This window comes from Nocardioides sp. NPDC023903 (assembly GCF_040639295.1).
Lineage (GTDB): Bacteria > Actinomycetota > Actinomycetes > Propionibacteriales > Nocardioidaceae > Nocardioides.
In genome coordinates, this window is the sequence record NZ_JBEZZS010000060.1 from 1 (window position 1) to 15754 (window position 15754).

15 protein-coding genes are annotated in these 15754 nt (G+C 68.3%); 5 read left to right on the forward strand and 10 right to left on the reverse strand.

Annotated features, from left to right (window positions below; genetic code table 11):
• The 3 genes from AB0F44_RS29530 to pdhA form a co-directional block, all read right to left on the reverse strand.
• Positions 1 to 1212, reverse strand: a 1212-nt coding sequence (locus AB0F44_RS29530; protein ID WP_357360846.1) for a dihydrolipoamide acetyltransferase family protein, incomplete at its 3' end; no start/stop codon positions are given.
• A gap of 14 nt (positions 1213 to 1226) precedes the next feature.
• Positions 1227 to 2201: an alpha-ketoacid dehydrogenase subunit beta gene (locus AB0F44_RS29535; protein ID WP_357360848.1), complete on the reverse strand. Its 975-nt coding sequence runs from the start codon at positions 2199 to 2201 to the stop codon at positions 1227 to 1229.
• Complete coding sequence (pdhA, locus tag AB0F44_RS29540; protein ID WP_357360849.1) at positions 2198 to 3280, reverse strand: pyruvate dehydrogenase (acetyl-transferring) E1 component subunit alpha; 1083 nt, start codon at positions 3278 to 3280, stop codon at positions 2198 to 2200. Before pdhA ends, AB0F44_RS29535 begins: the two co-directional genes overlap by 4 nt.
• Positions 3281 to 3451: 171 nt before the next feature.
• Between pdhA and AB0F44_RS29545 the strand changes: the two genes are divergently transcribed.
• The gene (locus AB0F44_RS29545) at positions 3452 to 3943 is read left to right on the forward strand and encodes an Lrp/AsnC family transcriptional regulator (protein ID WP_357360851.1); all 492 of its coding nucleotides are present in this window, start codon (positions 3452 to 3454) and stop codon (positions 3941 to 3943) included.
• A 22-nt stretch (positions 3944 to 3965) separates the two neighbouring features.
• Here AB0F44_RS29545 and AB0F44_RS29550 read toward each other — a convergent pair whose 3' ends face one another.
• The gene (locus AB0F44_RS29550) at positions 3966 to 5168 is read right to left on the reverse strand and encodes a benzoate/H(+) symporter BenE family transporter (RefSeq protein ID WP_357360853.1); all 1203 of its coding nucleotides are present in this window, start codon (positions 5166 to 5168) and stop codon (positions 3966 to 3968) included.
• Positions 5169 to 5437: 269 nt separating this feature from the next.
• On the opposite strand from AB0F44_RS29550, the gene AB0F44_RS29555 reads away from it, so the two are divergent.
• Positions 5438 to 6262, forward strand: coding sequence for a sulfurtransferase (locus AB0F44_RS29555; RefSeq protein WP_357360855.1), 825 nt, complete (start codon positions 5438 to 5440; stop codon positions 6260 to 6262).
• A 40-nt stretch (positions 6263 to 6302) separates the two neighbouring features.
• Here AB0F44_RS29555 and AB0F44_RS29560 read toward each other — a convergent pair whose 3' ends face one another.
• Complete coding sequence (locus AB0F44_RS29560; RefSeq protein WP_357360857.1) at positions 6303 to 7193, reverse strand: alpha/beta hydrolase; 891 nt, start codon at positions 7191 to 7193, stop codon at positions 6303 to 6305.
• An 18-nt stretch (positions 7194 to 7211) separates the two neighbouring features.
• Between AB0F44_RS29560 and AB0F44_RS29565 the strand changes: the two genes are divergently transcribed.
• On the forward strand, positions 7212 to 7985 hold the full coding sequence (locus AB0F44_RS29565; protein WP_357360859.1) for an AraC family transcriptional regulator: 774 nt from the start codon (positions 7212 to 7214) through the stop codon (positions 7983 to 7985).
• Positions 7986 to 8033: 48 nt separating this feature from the next.
• Here AB0F44_RS29565 and AB0F44_RS29570 read toward each other — a convergent pair whose 3' ends face one another.
• A complete protein-coding gene (locus AB0F44_RS29570) occupies positions 8034 to 8720 on the reverse strand; it encodes an HNH endonuclease family protein (RefSeq protein WP_357360861.1) in 687 nt (228 codons plus the stop codon).
• 90 nt (positions 8721 to 8810) lie between these two features.
• Positions 8811 to 9173, reverse strand: coding sequence for a hypothetical protein (locus AB0F44_RS29575; protein WP_357360863.1), 363 nt, complete (start codon positions 9171 to 9173; stop codon positions 8811 to 8813).
• A gap of 198 nt (positions 9174 to 9371) precedes the next feature.
• Here AB0F44_RS29575 and AB0F44_RS29580 point away from each other — a divergent pair, with 198 nt between their 5' ends.
• A complete protein-coding gene (locus AB0F44_RS29580; protein ID WP_357360865.1) occupies positions 9372 to 12230 on the forward strand; it encodes a DEAD/DEAH box helicase in 2859 nt (952 codons plus the stop codon).
• On the forward strand, positions 12231 to 12980 hold the full coding sequence (locus AB0F44_RS29585) for an SWIM zinc finger family protein (protein ID WP_357360867.1): 750 nt from the start codon (positions 12231 to 12233) through the stop codon (positions 12978 to 12980).
• Between the two features lie 34 nt (positions 12981 to 13014).
• Here the strand turns inward: AB0F44_RS29585 and AB0F44_RS29590 are convergent, their stop codons facing one another.
• The 3 genes from AB0F44_RS29590 to AB0F44_RS29600 form a co-directional block, all read right to left on the reverse strand.
• Positions 13015 to 13422 (reverse strand): DUF3224 domain-containing protein, encoded by a 408-nt coding sequence (locus AB0F44_RS29590; protein WP_357360868.1) that lies wholly within the window; start codon positions 13420 to 13422, stop codon positions 13015 to 13017.
• Positions 13423 to 13474: 52 nt separating this feature from the next.
• Complete coding sequence (locus tag AB0F44_RS29595) at positions 13475 to 14542, reverse strand: amidohydrolase family protein (RefSeq protein WP_357360870.1); 1068 nt, start codon at positions 14540 to 14542, stop codon at positions 13475 to 13477.
• Positions 14543 to 14623: 81 nt separating this feature from the next.
• Positions 14624 to 15754: methylmalonyl-CoA mutase family protein (locus tag AB0F44_RS29600; protein WP_357360872.1), on the reverse strand; the 1131-nt coding region annotated here is incomplete at its 5' end.

Sequence of the window (15754 nt, forward strand, 5' to 3'; positions counted from 1 at the left end):
GGTCGGTGGCCCGACCGCCGATCTCCTGCACGAGATCACGTACGTCGAGCAGGGCGCGGCGGGACTTCTCCAGGTCGACCGCGGGCACGTCGACCTCACCAGCGGGACGCCGGCGTCGACACCGAAGACGCCCACGTTGGTGAGGGTGAAGGTGCCGCCGCGCAGGTCGTTGGGGGTGGCGTTGCCGGAGCGGGCCGTGTCGGCCGCCCAGCTGATCTCGCGGCACAGTTCGCGCAGACTCAGCGTCTGCGCCTCCTTGAGATTGGGCACCATCAGGCCGCGCTCCGAGGCGACCGCGATCCCCAGGTTCACGTAGTGCTTGGTGACGATCTCCTGGTTCTGTTCGTCCCACGCGGTATTGATCCCCGGGTATTCCGCGATCGCCGCCAGCGTGGCCTTGGCGACCAGCGCCAGTGGCGTGAGGGTGAGGCCTTCGAAGGATTTGGTGGTGCGCAGGTGGTCGAGCAGTTCCATCGAGGCTGTGCAGTCGACGGTGACGAAGGTGCTGGCCTGGGGAATCGTGCGTGCGCTGGCTTGCATCGCCGCCGCGGTGCGCTTACGGATCCCCGCGACGGGAGTGCGTTCTTCGCGGGCGGTGGGCTCGATGAGGCCGTCGCCGTCGGTGACGTGCCCGTTCGACGGTGCGGGCACGACGTCACCGAGGCGGGCCGGGGTGCGCGGCTGGGTCACCGGCACGGCCGAGCGCACGTCGTCGACGGTGACCGCGCCCTCCGGCCCCGACCCCGCGACGAACCACAGGTCGATGCCGAGTTCCTTGGCCAGCTTGCGGGCCGCGGGGGTGGCGGCGGCGCGATGGGTGCTCGGCGTGTTCGCGGCCATGGACGGGGTGGCTTTCCCTCTCCGCGAGGTCGATTCGGCCTCGGGACCGTAGCCGACCAGCACGTTGGTGCGTGGCTCCGCCGTGGGCGGCGCGGACACCTCGAGATCGTTGCGCACCCGGATCAGCGGCGCGCCGACCGGCACGGTGTCACCGGGCTGCGCCAGCAGTTCGACCACGACCCCGGAGAACGGCGAGGGCAGTGCGACCACCGCCTTCGCGGTCTCCACCTCGGCGATGGTCTGGTTCAGTTCCACCGTGTCGCCGACCGCGACGGCCCAGGACACCAGGTCGCCGTCGGCCAGGCCTTCGCCCAGGTCGGGGAGGCGGAACTCGAGAACATGACCGTCGTCGTCGGCGGCTGGTTCCGGCACGAGGGCACCTTTCATCACGCGGCTAGACAGCGGTCGACCGCCGCCAGAATGCGGTCGGGGTCGGGCAGATGGTGCTTTTCGAGCTTAGCCGGGGGGTAGGGGATGTCGTAGCCGCCGACGCGCAGCACCGGTGCCTCGAGGTGATAGAAACAGCGTTCGGTGACGCGGGCGGCGATCTCGGCGCCGAGCCCGGCGAACACCGGCGCCTCGTGCACGATGACCAGCCTGCCGGTCTTGTCCACCGATTCCGCGATCGTGTCGACATCGATCGGCGAGAGACTGCGCAGGTCGATCACCTCGAGCGAATGCCCCTCTTCCGCGGCGATTTTCGCCGCGGTCAGCGCGGTGGCGACAGTGCCGCCGTAGGCGACGACGGTGGCGTCGGCGCCGCGGGTGCAAACCCTGGCCTTGTGCAGGGGCAGATCCGGTTCGCCTTCGAAATCTACGTCGGCCTTGTCCCAATAGCGACGTTTCGGTTCGAAGAAGATCACCGGGTCGTCCAGTGAGATCGCCTGGCGAATCATCGAATACGCGTCAGCGGGCGTACTGGGTGATACAACGCGAAGGCCCGCGGTGTGGGCGAAGTACACCTCGGGTGATTCCGAATGGTGCTCGACCGCGCCGATGCCGCCGCCGAACGGAATACGGATCGTCAACGGCGCCTTAACTTTTCCATCGGTCCGGTTGTGGATCTTGGCCACCTGCGACACGATCTGGTCGAAGGCCGGATAGACGAAACCGTCGAACTGGATCTCCACCACGGGCCGGTATCCGCGCAAGGCCATTCCGAAAGCCGTTCCGACGATGCCGGATTCGGCCAGCGGAGTGTCGATGACGCGATGTTCGCCGAAATCCTTCTGCAGGGTGTCGGTCACGCGGAACACGCCACCGAGCCTGCCGATGTCCTCGCCGAGCAGGACGACCTTGGCGTCGTCTTCCATCGCCCTGCGCAGGCCGACATTGAGGGCGGCGGCGAAGGTGGTGATCATGACTGCGCTCCTTCGGCGAGGTGGGCCGAGAGCTGTTGGCGCTCTTCGGTCATCAGTGGGTGCTCGGTGGCATAGACGTTGTCGAACATCCGCACGGGATCGGGGTCGGGCATCTCGATCGTCGCGGTGCGCAGTCGGCGCGCGACCTCGTCGGCCTCGCCGGTGACTTGCTGGACGAACTCGGGGGACAGGTCGCCTTCGCGGTCGAGCAGTAGACGCACGCGCTCGATGGGGTCGCGCTGTGCCCAGTACTCGGTGTCGGCGGCGGTGCGGTAACGGGTCGGGTCGTCGGCGGTGGTGTGCGGGCCCATCCGGTAGGTCATCGCCTCGATGAAGGTGGGGCCTGCGCCGGTGCGCGCGCGTTCGACGGCTCGGCGGGTGACGGCGAGGACGGCGAGCACATCGTTGCCGTCGACCTGCACGCCGGGAATGCCGTAGCCGTCGGCGCGGCGCACCAGCGGGACATGGCTCTGCACGGCCACCGGTTCGCTGATCGCCCACTGATTGTTCTGACAGAAGAACACGACCGGCGCGCTCCACGCCGCGGCGAATCCGAGTGCCTCGGCCAGGTCGCCCTGGCTCGTCGCGCCGTCGCCGAAATAGGCGATGGTGGCGATATCGGCGCCGTCGAGGTGGGCGGCGAAGGCGTAACCGGTCGCATGCAGGCCCTGAGATCCGACGACGATATTGGCGTTGGTCATCTTGACCTCGTCGGGGTCCCAGCAGTGATGGGAGACGCCGCGCCACAGGGCGGTGAGCTGCTCGGGCCGGACACCGCGGCAATAGGCGACGGCCGTTTCGCGGTAGGAGCAGAACACGTAGTCGTCGGGGTGCAGGGCGTGCGCCGAGCCGACCTGCGCGGCTTCCTGGCCGAGCAACGGCGGCCACAATCCGAGCTGGCCCTGGCGTTGCAGCGCTGTCGCTTCGACGTCGATCCGGCGGGTGATCACCATGTCCCGGTACAGCTGCCGCAAACGATCGGCATCGACGTCGGCGACCAGCGCGCCGTGCTCCTTGTCGAGCACCCGGCGCCCGTCGGGCTGAACCAGCTGGACCGGGTAGGTCTGCTTCTGCGACATCGTGATCGCCTCCTCGCTACCGCGCCTTGTGGGCCGATGCAGGTACGCCACTCCGCTGAGTGCGATGTGTATCACTCAGCATCCACGATAATGCGGTGTGCGCAAGCGGTACACGCGCAGCTGAGCACAGTGCTCGGTCCGCAGGGTCCGGTCACTGTCATACTGCGTTGTATGACCAGTCGCGAACCCGACGTGACACTCGACGCCACCGACGCGCGCCTGCTGCGCGAGTTGATCGCCAATCCCCGTGCCACCGGGGTGGAGCTCGCGGCGCGCCTCGGCCTGTCGCGCAACACGGTGCAGGCGCGCCTGGCTCGCTGGGACAGCGCCGGTGTGCTCGGCAGCTTCGAACGACGAGTGGAACCACGCGCCCTCGGCTACCCGCTGGCAGCGTTCGTCGCGGTGGTGGTGGACCAGCACCGACTCGACGGTGTGGTGGACGAACTGGCCGACGTCCCCGAGGTCACCGAGGTCTGCGGCATGACCGGCGCCACCGACCTCACTGTTCGCATCGTCGCCCGCGACGCCGACGACCTCTACCGCATCGCGGGGCGAATCCTGAAGATCCCCGGTGTGGAGCGCACCAACATGGCCTTGGTCATGCGCGAGCTGGTCGGTCCGCGCACCGGCCCGCTACTCGATCGGCTGGCGGGCCCGAACTGACCTCGGCCCTCCCTCGGGATCCTCAGGTACCGGCGGGCAGGAAGCGGCGCACGACGAGGCCGGCTACGAGGGCCCAGAAAGCGCCGCCGATGCCGAACAGTGCGGTGCCGGAGGCCGCCACGAGGAACGTCACCAGGGCTGCCATGCGGTGGGCGGGGTCGCTGAGGGCGCCGGTCAGGGCGGCGGCGAGGGTAGCCAGCAGGGCCAAGCCCGCGACGGTTTCGATGGTGCCTGCCGGGGCCGCGGCGATGAGGGTGACCAGGGCGGCGGAGGCGAGACCGAGGACGAGGTAGGCGGCGCCCGCTGTTGCCGCGGCGATCCACCGGCGTTTGGGGTCGGGGCTCGCGGACGGTGCGGCGGCGAGGGCGGCGCTGATGGCGGCGAGGTTGATGGCGTGTCCGCCGGCTGCCGCGCCGAGGACGGTGCCGATACCGGTGACGAGCATGGCGGGGCGCCACGGGACCTGGAAATCGAACGAGCGCATCACCGCGACGCCCGGAATGTTCTGCGAGGCCATGGTGACGATGTAGAGCGGGATGGCGATGCCGACGACGGCCTGCCAATGCCACTGGGGGACAGTCCATTCCACTGTCGGAACCATGGCGGGCAATTCCAGGTGCCGGTCGTTCACGACGATGTCGATGCCGGTACCGACGGCCGCCGCGGCGAAGGCGACGAGCACGGCCCATTTGGGTGCGAACCGTTGCAGGACCAGCCACACCACGATGACCGGGACGACCACGGCGGGCGAGGTGCGCAGCGCCTGCACCGGGGCCAGGCACAGTGGGACGAGCACACCGGCCAGCATCGCCTGCGCGATCGGCACGGGGATCGCGGCGACGAGCGAGCCGAGTCGTTGCCACAGCCCGGTGATCACGATCAGCACGCCGGTCACCACGAAGGCCGCGACCGCGCCGGGCCAGCCGCCCGCGACCAGTCCGGTACTCGCGAGCAGCGCCGCACCCGGGGTGGACCAGGCCAGCGTGATCGGGATCCGGTACCGGAAACTCAGCAGCAGGATGCCGATGCCCTGGGTGAAGCACAGGATGAGCAATCCCGACGCGGCCTGCGCCGGACTCGCCCCCACCGCGCGCAAACCACTCAGTACCACCGCGAACGAACTCGTGAAGCCGACCAGCGCGGTGATAGCGCCCGCACCGAGCGGCTGTGCGATGCCCGCCGGTTTGCCGGCGATATCGGGAGGAGGGGTGGAGACCTGCGACATTGTGCCGATGATGCCCGACGCGGCGGGGGTCGTCGCCTGCCAGTCTTACGAAACTGGACTGATTCGTGCTGGGTGCGAGCCGGTCCAGTTGGGCGAGCGGCCTGCGAACGCTCTCCCCGTCGTCGAGTGCGGGCATCGATGCCAGCCATCGCGGCATGCAGTCCGGGTCGGCGTTCGGCCGAGCCGAAATCGCGTGCACGGGTGCCGCTGCGCCGGTTCGATGCGTAGGGTGTCGAGAACGGTTTCTCAGGCGGGGGCTCGGAGTAGGAGTGGGATTGGACGCGGTGTTGATTTCCTCGGACGAGCTGCGGGAAGAGCTGGCCGACAAGCAGATTCATCTTCTCGATGTGCGGTGGGCGCTGGGCGATCCCAACGGTCCGCAGCACTATCTCGACGGACACATCCCGGGCGCGGTGTTCGTCGACCTGGAGACCGAACTGGCCGCCGCGCCATCGCCCGCCCGCGGCAGGCATCCGCTGCCCGATCCGGGCACCTTCGAGAAATGCGCGCGCAGTTGGGGATTGAGCGCGGGAGATCCGGTAGTGGTCTATGACGCGACCGGCGGAACTGCGGCCGCGAGGGCATGGTGGCTGCTGCGCTGGGCCGGTGTGGACAACGTGCGCATCCTCGACGGCGGGTTGCCCGCGTGGATCACGGCCGGCGGCGAGATCGCGACCGGCGCCGAAGCCGACCCCGTCGGCGGTGACCTGGTGGTACGGCCAGGCGGCCTGCCGGTGATCGACGCCGACGCGGCCGCGAAATGGCCGGGAGTGCTGCTCGACGCTCGCGCGGGCGAGCGGTATCGCGGCGAGGTCGAACCGATCGATCCGCGCCCCGGCCACATCCCGGGCGCGATCAGTGCGCCGACAGCCGAAAATTTGGACGACACAGGGCATTTCCGGTGTGCCGACGAACTGCGCGCCCGCTTCGCCGGATTCGGCGGCGGCCCGGTCGCCGTGTACTGCGGATCCGGCGTCACCGCCGCCCACCAGATCGCCGCCCTCGCCGTGGCCGGCATCGACGCCGCCCTCTACCCCGGCTCGTACTCCCAATGGTCGAACGACCCGAAACGGTCCGTGGCAACAGGAGAGTGAGCACCGCCGATTCCCGCCCGCACACAAGGTTTCGACTCGTCTAACCCGGTCGGCCGGGCAGGGGAGTCGTGCTGATGAACTCATCGATCACGGCCGCTGTGCGTGCGGGTTGGTCTTCGGCGACCCAGGTCAGCGAGTTCGTGATCGATTCGAGGCGCGCGTTCGGGAAATCCGCGGCGAGTCGTCGCGCGTGATCGAACGGGAAGAATCGGTCCTCCTCAGCCCATGCGACGAGAACCGGAAGACCGGCCGACCTGAAACGAGCGGCAGCATCGATCGTGTACTTGTTGTCGACCGCGCGAAGGAATTCGAAACTGTCGCGCGCGATCGCGCGATCGTGCGTCATTCCGTGGAGATAGTGGTCGATCAACTCGTCGGAGATCGGGTTGCGGGTCAGGCCACCGAATCCGAATCGCGAGCGCGCGTACCTCCGCCGAACCGCGGGGAGCCGCAAGAGCTGACTCGTGAGTGGTCCGGCACCCGGTATGCGGGCCATCCAGCACAGATAGTTGAACAGCGGCGGCGGGAAGTTCTCGTAGGCGTCGCACGGTGTCAGCACCAGCCGGGCGATACGTTCGGGCCGATGGATCACGACGAGCTGGGAGAGCATGCCGCCGCCGTCGTTGCCGACGAGCGTCACAGCACTGAGATCGATGCTCTCGATCACGTCGGCGACTGTGCCGGCGATACCGAGCGGAGTCAGATCCGCATCGGGAGTCATCGGAATCCGGTGCGCTCCGAATGGCCAGTCGACGGTGATACACCGATATGAATCGGCCAGTCGTGGAACAACTTTCCGCCATGCCGCAGCGTTGGCGAACAGGCCGTGCACGAACACCACGGGCTCACCGTGTCCGCGTTCGTAGATTCGGATGGCGCCCTGGGGCAGATGCAGGAGGCGAGACTCGCCGAGTTCGCTGACAACACTCATCGTGCAAGCATGGTGGGCATGGGGCAGCGACCGCTTCCAGAAAGGTGCTACCCGCCGGCAGCGAGCGCGGACGTGTGGTTGTGGATAGGCCATGCCGTCTACCGCGGGCCTTCGCTGCGGCTCGACCGCCATTCAGGGTCGGTGCACTGCCTCGCAGTCGGCGTCGACGGCCCGTTCACCCTGCACGCCGATTCGTTCGGTCGGCGCACAGTGCGCAGCGCGTTGATTCCCCCGCGCACTCTCCACCAGGTGGTCGCGCATCGGACCCGAATGCTGTTCTGCTACATCGACCCCGGATCACCCCGCGCGCCCGCCTGCTGGGAGCAGATGACCGAGCGCGTGCACGATTTCGGCGTCCACCACCACCGTGAAGCCGCGCTGATCGGCCTCGCCGACCGAGACGACATGGACCCGGCCGAGGTGATGGACATCGCGTGTGGTCCCGCACGGACCCGACTCGACCCGAGGATCGCCGCCGCGACCGCGATCGTGCGCGCTCACCCGGCTCGATCGATCACCGCGGAAGAACTCGCGGCCGAAGTGCATCTGTCGAAATCTCGGCTACTGCACCTGTTCACCGAGCACGCGGGCACAACCTTTCGCCGCTATCGCGTCTGGGCGCGAATGCTCGCTGTCGGCCGTGCTGTCGCCAAGGGCGCCGACTTCACCACTGCCGCGGTCGACGCCGGATTCGCCAGCCCCTCACACTTCAGCGACACCTTCCACGTCATGTGCGGGCTCACCGCCAGTGATCTGCTCAACGCGGGCGCGCGGATCACCGTCTTGGACTGACTGCTCGCTTAGCACAGTGCACGAAGCGCGCACTGCGATCGCTCGGCTTCACGGGCAGCCGCGGGCGATGTCGTGCAGCGTCGCGTTGTCGGCGGCGGTGATGGGGAGGTCGTAGTCGACTGCCACGGTGAGGTATTTGGCCGCGTAGAAGCAGTGATTGGGGCGGGCGGGCGGTAGCCATTCGGCGGGGGTGTCGTCGCCCTTGGACTGGTTGGTGGCGGCGCCGGTCGCGAGGAGGTTCACCGAGAGGTCGTTGGCGAAGCGGCGGCGTTTGTCCGGGGTCCAGGTGGCGGCGCCCATGTCCCAGGCGGCGGCCAGGGGGTACACGTGGTCGATCTGGATCCGGCCGCCGTCGGACTTGCTGAAGCGGATGTCGGTGGCGGTGTAGGGGTCGGTGAGGATGCCCTCCACCACCACGCAGCGGCCGCGATGCACCACCTCGCGCAACTGCGTCGCCAGCACATTGTTGCGGGTGTCGCAGCCGTCGTGGCTGCCCGGTGTGTCGGAATCGTCGGTCCAGGCCGGGCCGAAGACACAGGCCTGGCCGGCTTTGCACCCGCGTTCGTAGCCACCGGGCCGGGGCCGGGCGGCGATGACGCGCACAGTGTCGAGCAAGGTGGTGAGCTCGGCGCGCGTCGGACTGCCGGGTGCCGGTGTGACCGGTTCCTCCGGTCCGATCACCGCGCACCCGGCCACCGCGAGCACTAGGACGAGCAACCACGCCGGTTTCCCCATACCCGCATGTTGTAGCCGGTGGTACCGACAACAACCGCGCGTCGCTCAGCGCCGGGCGCGGGGAACGGCCATGTCAGTCGACGATGCGGCCTATAACCAGGCTCTGGCCAACAGGTCGTCGGCAGCCTGCTCGGCCGGATTGGGCGGGAATCGGGTGGCCGCTATCGAGGAGACATGGACGCCGTCGTGGCCGACCAGCCACGAACCGCCGCGGTCTTCGCATTCGGCGATCTTGGCGAAGACGGTGAGCAGGAAAGTGATGGATTCACTGGGATCGATGGTGTGGGCCAGGCGCTGGGATTCGCCGGGCCGCGACAGATCGAGCCAGACGCCTGCCTGGCCGTCCAGCCGCATGCCGAGGATCTTCGTGGTGTCGATGAAGGTGAACTTGCGCCGTTCCCATGGGGTGTTGGGTGTGTAGCTCTGCTCGAGAACCTGGAGCAGAATCGTCATCGCTGCCCTCCGCACGAATTACAAGGGGTCATCGGCCGAACCGGAGCCGTCCGGTCCGCCTGGGTCGGTATGGAGTTGTCGCCGGTGGGTGTTCCGGCCCGTGACCAGGGGTTATTTAAGTATGTTCCCCTTGCGGTGAGAAATCCAGAGGTATGGCGGCCGTGATCGGTGTCGGTACCGCCTGCTTGGATGGAGCCCATGCTGCACGGTCTGTGGTCCCCCGAATCGGGCCTGCTGCTGTGGCACGACGCGGAGCCGGTCGCCGTGGGGTCGGTGCTCGGCGACATCTTGGATCGCGCCAGGTTCCGGCACCGGGCCCAGGTACTCGTCGTCGATGCCGAGGGGCAGTCCGGGACAGCCGAGGTTCGCGCGCACGCGCTCGCGCCGCCGACGGCGGCCGTTGTGCTACGCAGCCGGCTGCCGCGCGAGAACATCTCCGGCGATCTGCGGTTCCTCGCGCACGTCGCGCGCGGCATCGAACGGTGGGTGCGGGCCGGGCGGGTGGTGCCGCAGATCGAGCGGGCCGACGGTCAGTGGTGGGTGCGCTGGCGGCTCGTCGGCGGACAACGTCAGCGGGCGTGGCTGGCCGAGCTGGCGGCCGCCATGCCGCCGGCGCTGCGGGTGGCGGGCCCGCCCGCCGCCGTGCTCGACGACCTGTGCACCCACCTCACCGACCCGATCGCCCGCGAGTACCTCGCGCACCGCACGATGACGCACCCGTTGCTGGCCGCGCTGGTCGCCGACAGCCCACTCGACGTCGGCTCCTACCGCCTGTCGGAAACGCTGACGCAGTGGCGGGAAGGCTATGCCGCCGACGAGCCGGAACTGGTGTTGCGCCTGTGCGAACCCGACGGCGAATTCGGCACGGCCGACGAATCGGTGGCCCTGTGGCGGCTGCAGGTGTGCCTGCGTCCGGTCGACGACGCGCCCAAACCGGTTGTCTTCGAAGATGATCCGGTGCTCGTGCGTACGGCGGCGGAGAAGCTCGGCCAGGCGCGCAAGGCCTACCCGCGCCTGCGCGACCTGCCCACCGATCCGCGCGGCCTCGACCTGCTGCTCCCGACCGAGGTGGTCGCCGACCTGGTGGCCCATGGCGCACATGCCCTGCAGGAAGCCGGAATTCGCCTGCTCCTGCCCCGCGCCTGGAACATCGCCGAACCGAGCATGCGATTGCGCGTGAGCAGCCCCGCCGCCGCCGAATCCACTGTCGGCCTCAGCGGACTGCTTTCCTACCGCTGGGAGCTGGCGCTCGGCGATCTGGTGCTCACCCAGGCGGAGATGGAACGGCTGATCAGTAGCAAATCCGACCTGGTCCAGTTGCGCGGCGAGTGGGTGCAGGCCGACCACCGGGCGCTGGCCGCCGCCGCCCGCTACGTCGCGCAGCACGCCGACGACAGCCCGATCACCCTGGCCGACATGATCGGTGAACTCGCCGCCGAGCGGGTCGACAACGTACCGGTCACCGAGGTCACCGCCGACGGCTGGGCGGCCGAGTTGTTCGCCAGGGAAAGCGAACCCGAGCCGGTCCCGGTGCCGGTCGGCCTGAAAGCCCAGCTGCGTCCGTACCAGGAACGCGGTCTGAGCTGGCTGGCCACGATGAGTCGATTGAACTGCGGCGCGATCCTGGCCGACGACATGGGCCTGGGCAAGACGGTGCAGGTCTTGGCGCTACTCGTGCACGAGCGCGAGGTCGGCACGTCGGCCGCGCGGCCGAACACGGCGGTCGAGTCGACACCACTGGCGCCGGTCGACGCTCGGGAGCAGGTCGGACCGACGCTGCTGGTGTGCCCGATGTCGGTGGTCGGCAACTGGCAACGCGAAACGCAACGTTTCGCCCCCGACCTGCGCGTGCTCGTGCACCACGGTCCGGGCCGGCGCCACGGCGCGGAATTCGCCGCGGCGGTGGCTGATTCGGACATTGTGATCACCACTTACGCACTGCTCGCCCGCGATATCACGCTGCTGAACGAACAGCAGTGGGAGCGGATCGTGCTCGACGAAGCCCAGCACATCAAGAACGCGGTGACCAGGCAGGCCCGGGCGGCCAGGGCGCTCACCGCGCGACATCGGCTCGCGCTCACCGGAACTCCGGTGGAGAACCGCCTGGAAGAACTGCGCGCGCTGTTCGACTTCGCCATGCCGAAGCTGCTCGGCAGCCCGCAGTCGTTCCGCGCCAAGTTCGCGGTGCCGATCGAACGCGAACGCGACCAGCAGGCCATCGACCGGCTGCGCCTGATCACCGATCCGTTCGTGCTGCGCAGGCTCAAAACCGACCCGGCGGTGATCAGCGACCTGCCGGAGAAGCTGGAGATGACGGTGCGGGCCAACCTCACCGTCGAACAGGCAGCCCTGTACCAGGCCGTCGTCGACGACATGCTGGACAAGCTCGAGGACGCGAAAGGCATGGCGCGCAAGGGCGCTGTCCTCGGCGCGCTGACCCGGCTCAAACAGGTCTGCAACCACCCCGCGCACTACCTGGGCGACGGTTCGCCGATCCTGCGGCGCGGCGGCCACCGCTCGGGCAAGCTGGCGCTGGTCGAGGACGTGCTCGACGCGGTGCTCGCCGATGGCGAGAAAGCCCTGCTCTTCACCCAGTTCCGTGAGTTCGGCGACCTGATCCTGCCCTACCTCACCGAACGATTCGGCACCCCGATCCCGTTCCTGCACGGTGGCGTGGCCAAACAGCGCCGCGACGACATGGTGACCGGCTTCCAGGGCGAGAACGGTCCGCCGCTGATGCTGCTCTCGCTCAAAGCGGGGGGCACCGGGCTCAACCTCACCGCCGCCAACCACGTGATCCACCTGGACCGCTGGTGGAATCCGGCCGTCGAGAACCAGGCCACCGATCGCGCGTTCCGGATCGGTCAGCAGCGCGCGGTGCAGGTCCGCAAGCTGGTGTGCGTCGACACCATCGAAGAGCGGATCGACGAGATGATCAACGGGAAGAAGCAACTGGCCGACCTCGCCGTCGGCGCGGGGGAGAACTGGATCACCGAGCTGAGCACCGACGAACTGCGCGAGCTGTTCACTCTCGGCGCGGAAGCGGTGGGTGAGTAGATGGCCGACTTCAGTCAGTTCGGTCCGCGTAAGCCGGTGCGCGGTGGCGCCCAGGCTCGCGGCGGTTTCGGCCGGACCTGGTGGGGCAAGTCGCTGCTCGACGCGGTGGAGAAGGTCGCCGACGCGGGCAGGCTCTCGCGCGGACGCACCTACGCCAGGGTCGGGCAGGTGGTGAACTACCGGATCGAACGCGGCGCGGTGACCGCGGAGGTGCAGGGCAGCCAGCCGAGCCCGTTCACCTCGGTGCTGTCGATCCGGCCGCTGCGCGAGGACGAGGTGGAACTGTTGCTCGCCGAGATCAGGGAGGCGCCTGGCATGCTCGCCGAGATCGCCTCGGGCGCGCTCCCGCCCGCGCTCGGCCCGCATCTGCTGCCGACCACGGCCTCCGAACTGGACTTCACATGCAGCTGCCCGGACATGGGCTGGCCGTGCAAGCACGTCGCGGCGGTCTGCTACCTGCTCGCCGAGCGTCTCGACGAGCAGCCGAGTGAGATCCTCACCCTGCGCGGCCTCGACCTCGACACCCTCATCGGTGGTGTCGAGAAGTCCACGCGCACCGCCGATTCCGAGGATCCCTACGGCGACGAACTGGTCCTGCCCGAGCTGCCTCGCGTCGAATTCCACGCCGTCATCGACGATCTCGACGCGATTCCGCTGCGTCGCGCGCTACGGATGTCCGCCGAGGACGAGCCGACCGCGGCGACCGGTTTACGCGAATTGCGCTCGCTCTACACCGAATTCGATATCTGACTCCGCGAAACGAGGCAGCTCGATCCGGATAGATTCAGCCCAGTTCGTACTCGAACCAGATGTGATGTCCGCCTTCGGCATCCACGTACAGTGCGCCGGTACCGGTGATGCCGGTCAGTTCCCCGGTGCCGCTGCGGGGGACGATGTGGAAGAACTCGTCGGTGCGGTCGGTACCGCCCGTGGTTGCGGAGTGGACGAAGTTGAACGCACCGGCCTTGCCGTTCAGCGCCCCCTCGAACGACTCCATCGCGAGATAGGTGCCCGCGCCGGTGCTCATGTCGAAGGCGGCGGTGAACAACGTGGCCGAGAGCCCTTCGATCTCGCCCGCGTAAGCCTTCGTCATGGTCGAGATGCCGACCGGCATCCCGGTGACGACAGGGGGCTGCGGCGTCAGCTCGGTGGGATCGAACGCGGTGACCTCGAAAGTGCCGATGGCTTTCATGCGCCGATGCTAAACCCGTCCACCGACAGAAAGCGACGTACCTGCGCGGCGGTTACGTGGCCGGCTCGATCCGGTAGAACCGGACGGCATTGCCGCCGAACACCTTCCGCAGGTCGTCGATGCTCGCGCCCGCCTCGCTCAGCGCGGTGGCCACGGTCTCGGCCGCGCCGCCGAGGCTCGTGATCGGCTTGTCGACCGGAAAGTTCGACCCCCAGATCAGCCGGTCGGCGCCGAACACCGCCAGCGCGTGCGCCAGCAGCGGCCCCACGCGTCCGAGCAGGGCGGGCACGGGCGTCGAAGTGCCGCGCCGTGGCACCGGATGCCCGAGCACCGGCATCATCAGCCCGCTCACCTTGGCCACCACGTTGGGCTGTGCGGCCAGATCGGTGAGGTCCTCGCGCCAGCGCTCGAACAGAGCCCGCCGCTGATCGGGGGTGTGCCCGGTGTGCTTGCCGACCGGCCCGAAGACGCCCGCGGGCGTCCCCAGGTGATCGAGCACGATCGGTACCTCGGGGAACCGTTCGGCCAGCGCCGTCACCTCGGGTAACTGCCCCGAGTACACCCACGCGTCGAACGAGAGCCCGCGCTCGGCGAGCTGCCCGAAGCCGTTCAGGAACGCGGGGGCGGTGAGCGCGCCGTCGTGGGCGGCGAAGGATTTCACGGCGGGATCGGGGTGATGGGCGACCATCGTCCGGATGCCACGGAACAGCGGCGACGCGGATTCGTGCGCGTCGAGCACCGCGCCGAAGTCCGCGGCGGCGGGGTCGGCCGAGCCGATGATCGTGGCCAAGGCGGGCGTGTCGACACCGAATGGCAGGCTCGCCACCCAGCGCGTCTCGTCGGGCTTCCAGCCCGTCCACTGCACCTCGATCTCCACGACCGATCCGACCGGCGTCTTCGCCCGGTCTTCGCGATAGTCGGCCGGTAGATAAGGCCGCAGGTAGGCGCTCGGGTCGCCGACGAATTCGCGGTCGCCGCGTGGGGCCAGCTTTGCCGCGATATCGACCGGTACCGGCAGATAGCGCATCAATTTCGCGAGCTTGCTGAACTCGCGGGGTGTGGCATGCGGATCCCACTGGTGAATGTGGGCATCGATGATGTCGAAGTCGGTCAGATCCATGCTGTGCGTCCCATCGCCGCCGCTGGCAGAGCTCACGGCGATTGTCACATGCCGGCAGCGCGCGGTGACGGATTACGGTGCTCACACCGTGCGCCGATACTGTCCTCCCACCGCGAAGAAGGCATCGGTGACCTGCTGCAATGTGCACACCCGCGCCGCGTCCATGAGCACATCGAAAATGTTGCCGTCGGTGTGCGCGACCTCGGTCAGCCGGGCCAGCGCACGGTGGGCTTCCTCGGCGTGATCGGCCTGGAAACTGTGCAGCCGGTCCAGCTGCGAGCGGCGTTCGGCCTCGGTGCCACGCGCCAGTTCCAGCGGTCCGTGTTCGGTGTCGTCGGCCCGGCCGCGGAAGGTGTTCACCCCCACGATCGGCAGCGATCCGTCGTGTTTGCGCTGCTCGTAGCGCATGGACTCGTCCTGGATGCGACCGCGCTGGTAGCCGGTCTCCATCGCGCCGAGCACCCCGCCGCGTTCGCTGATCCGCTCGAATTCGAGCAGCACGGCCTCTTCGACGAGGTCGGTGAGTTCGTCGACGATGAAACTGCCCTGGAGCGGATTCTCGTTCACGGCCAACCCCCACTCCTTGGCGATGATGAGCTGAATCGCCAGCGCGCGGCGCACCGAGTCCTCGGTCGGGGTGGTCACCGCCTCGTCGAAGGCATTGGTGTGCAAACTGTTGCAATTGTCGTAGACGGCGATCAGCGCTTGCAACGTGGTGCGAATATCGTTGAACTGCATTTCCTGCGCGTGCAGTGAACGCCCCGAAGTCTGGACGTGGTACTTGAGTTTCTGGGCGCGTTCGCCCGCGCCGTAGCGGTCGCGCATCGCGATCGCCCAGATCCGCCGGGCCACGCGGCCGATCACCGTGTATTCGGGATCCATGCCATTGGAGAAGAAGAACGACAGATTCGGGGCGAAGTCGTCGATCGCCAGCCCGCGCGCGAGATAGGTCTCCACATAGGTGAATCCGTTGGCGAGGGTGAAGGCGAGCTGGCTGATGGGGTTGGCGCCTGCCTCGGCGATGTGATATCCCGAGATCGAGACCGAATAGAAGTTCCGGACGTTGTTGCGCACGAACCATTCCTGGACGTCGGCCATCATGCGCAGGCTGAATTCGGTGGAGAACAGGCAGGTGTTCTGGCCCTGGTCCTCCTTGAGGATGTCGGCCTGCACGGTGCCGCGGACGGTCTGCAGCGCCTTCGCCGGGTCGAT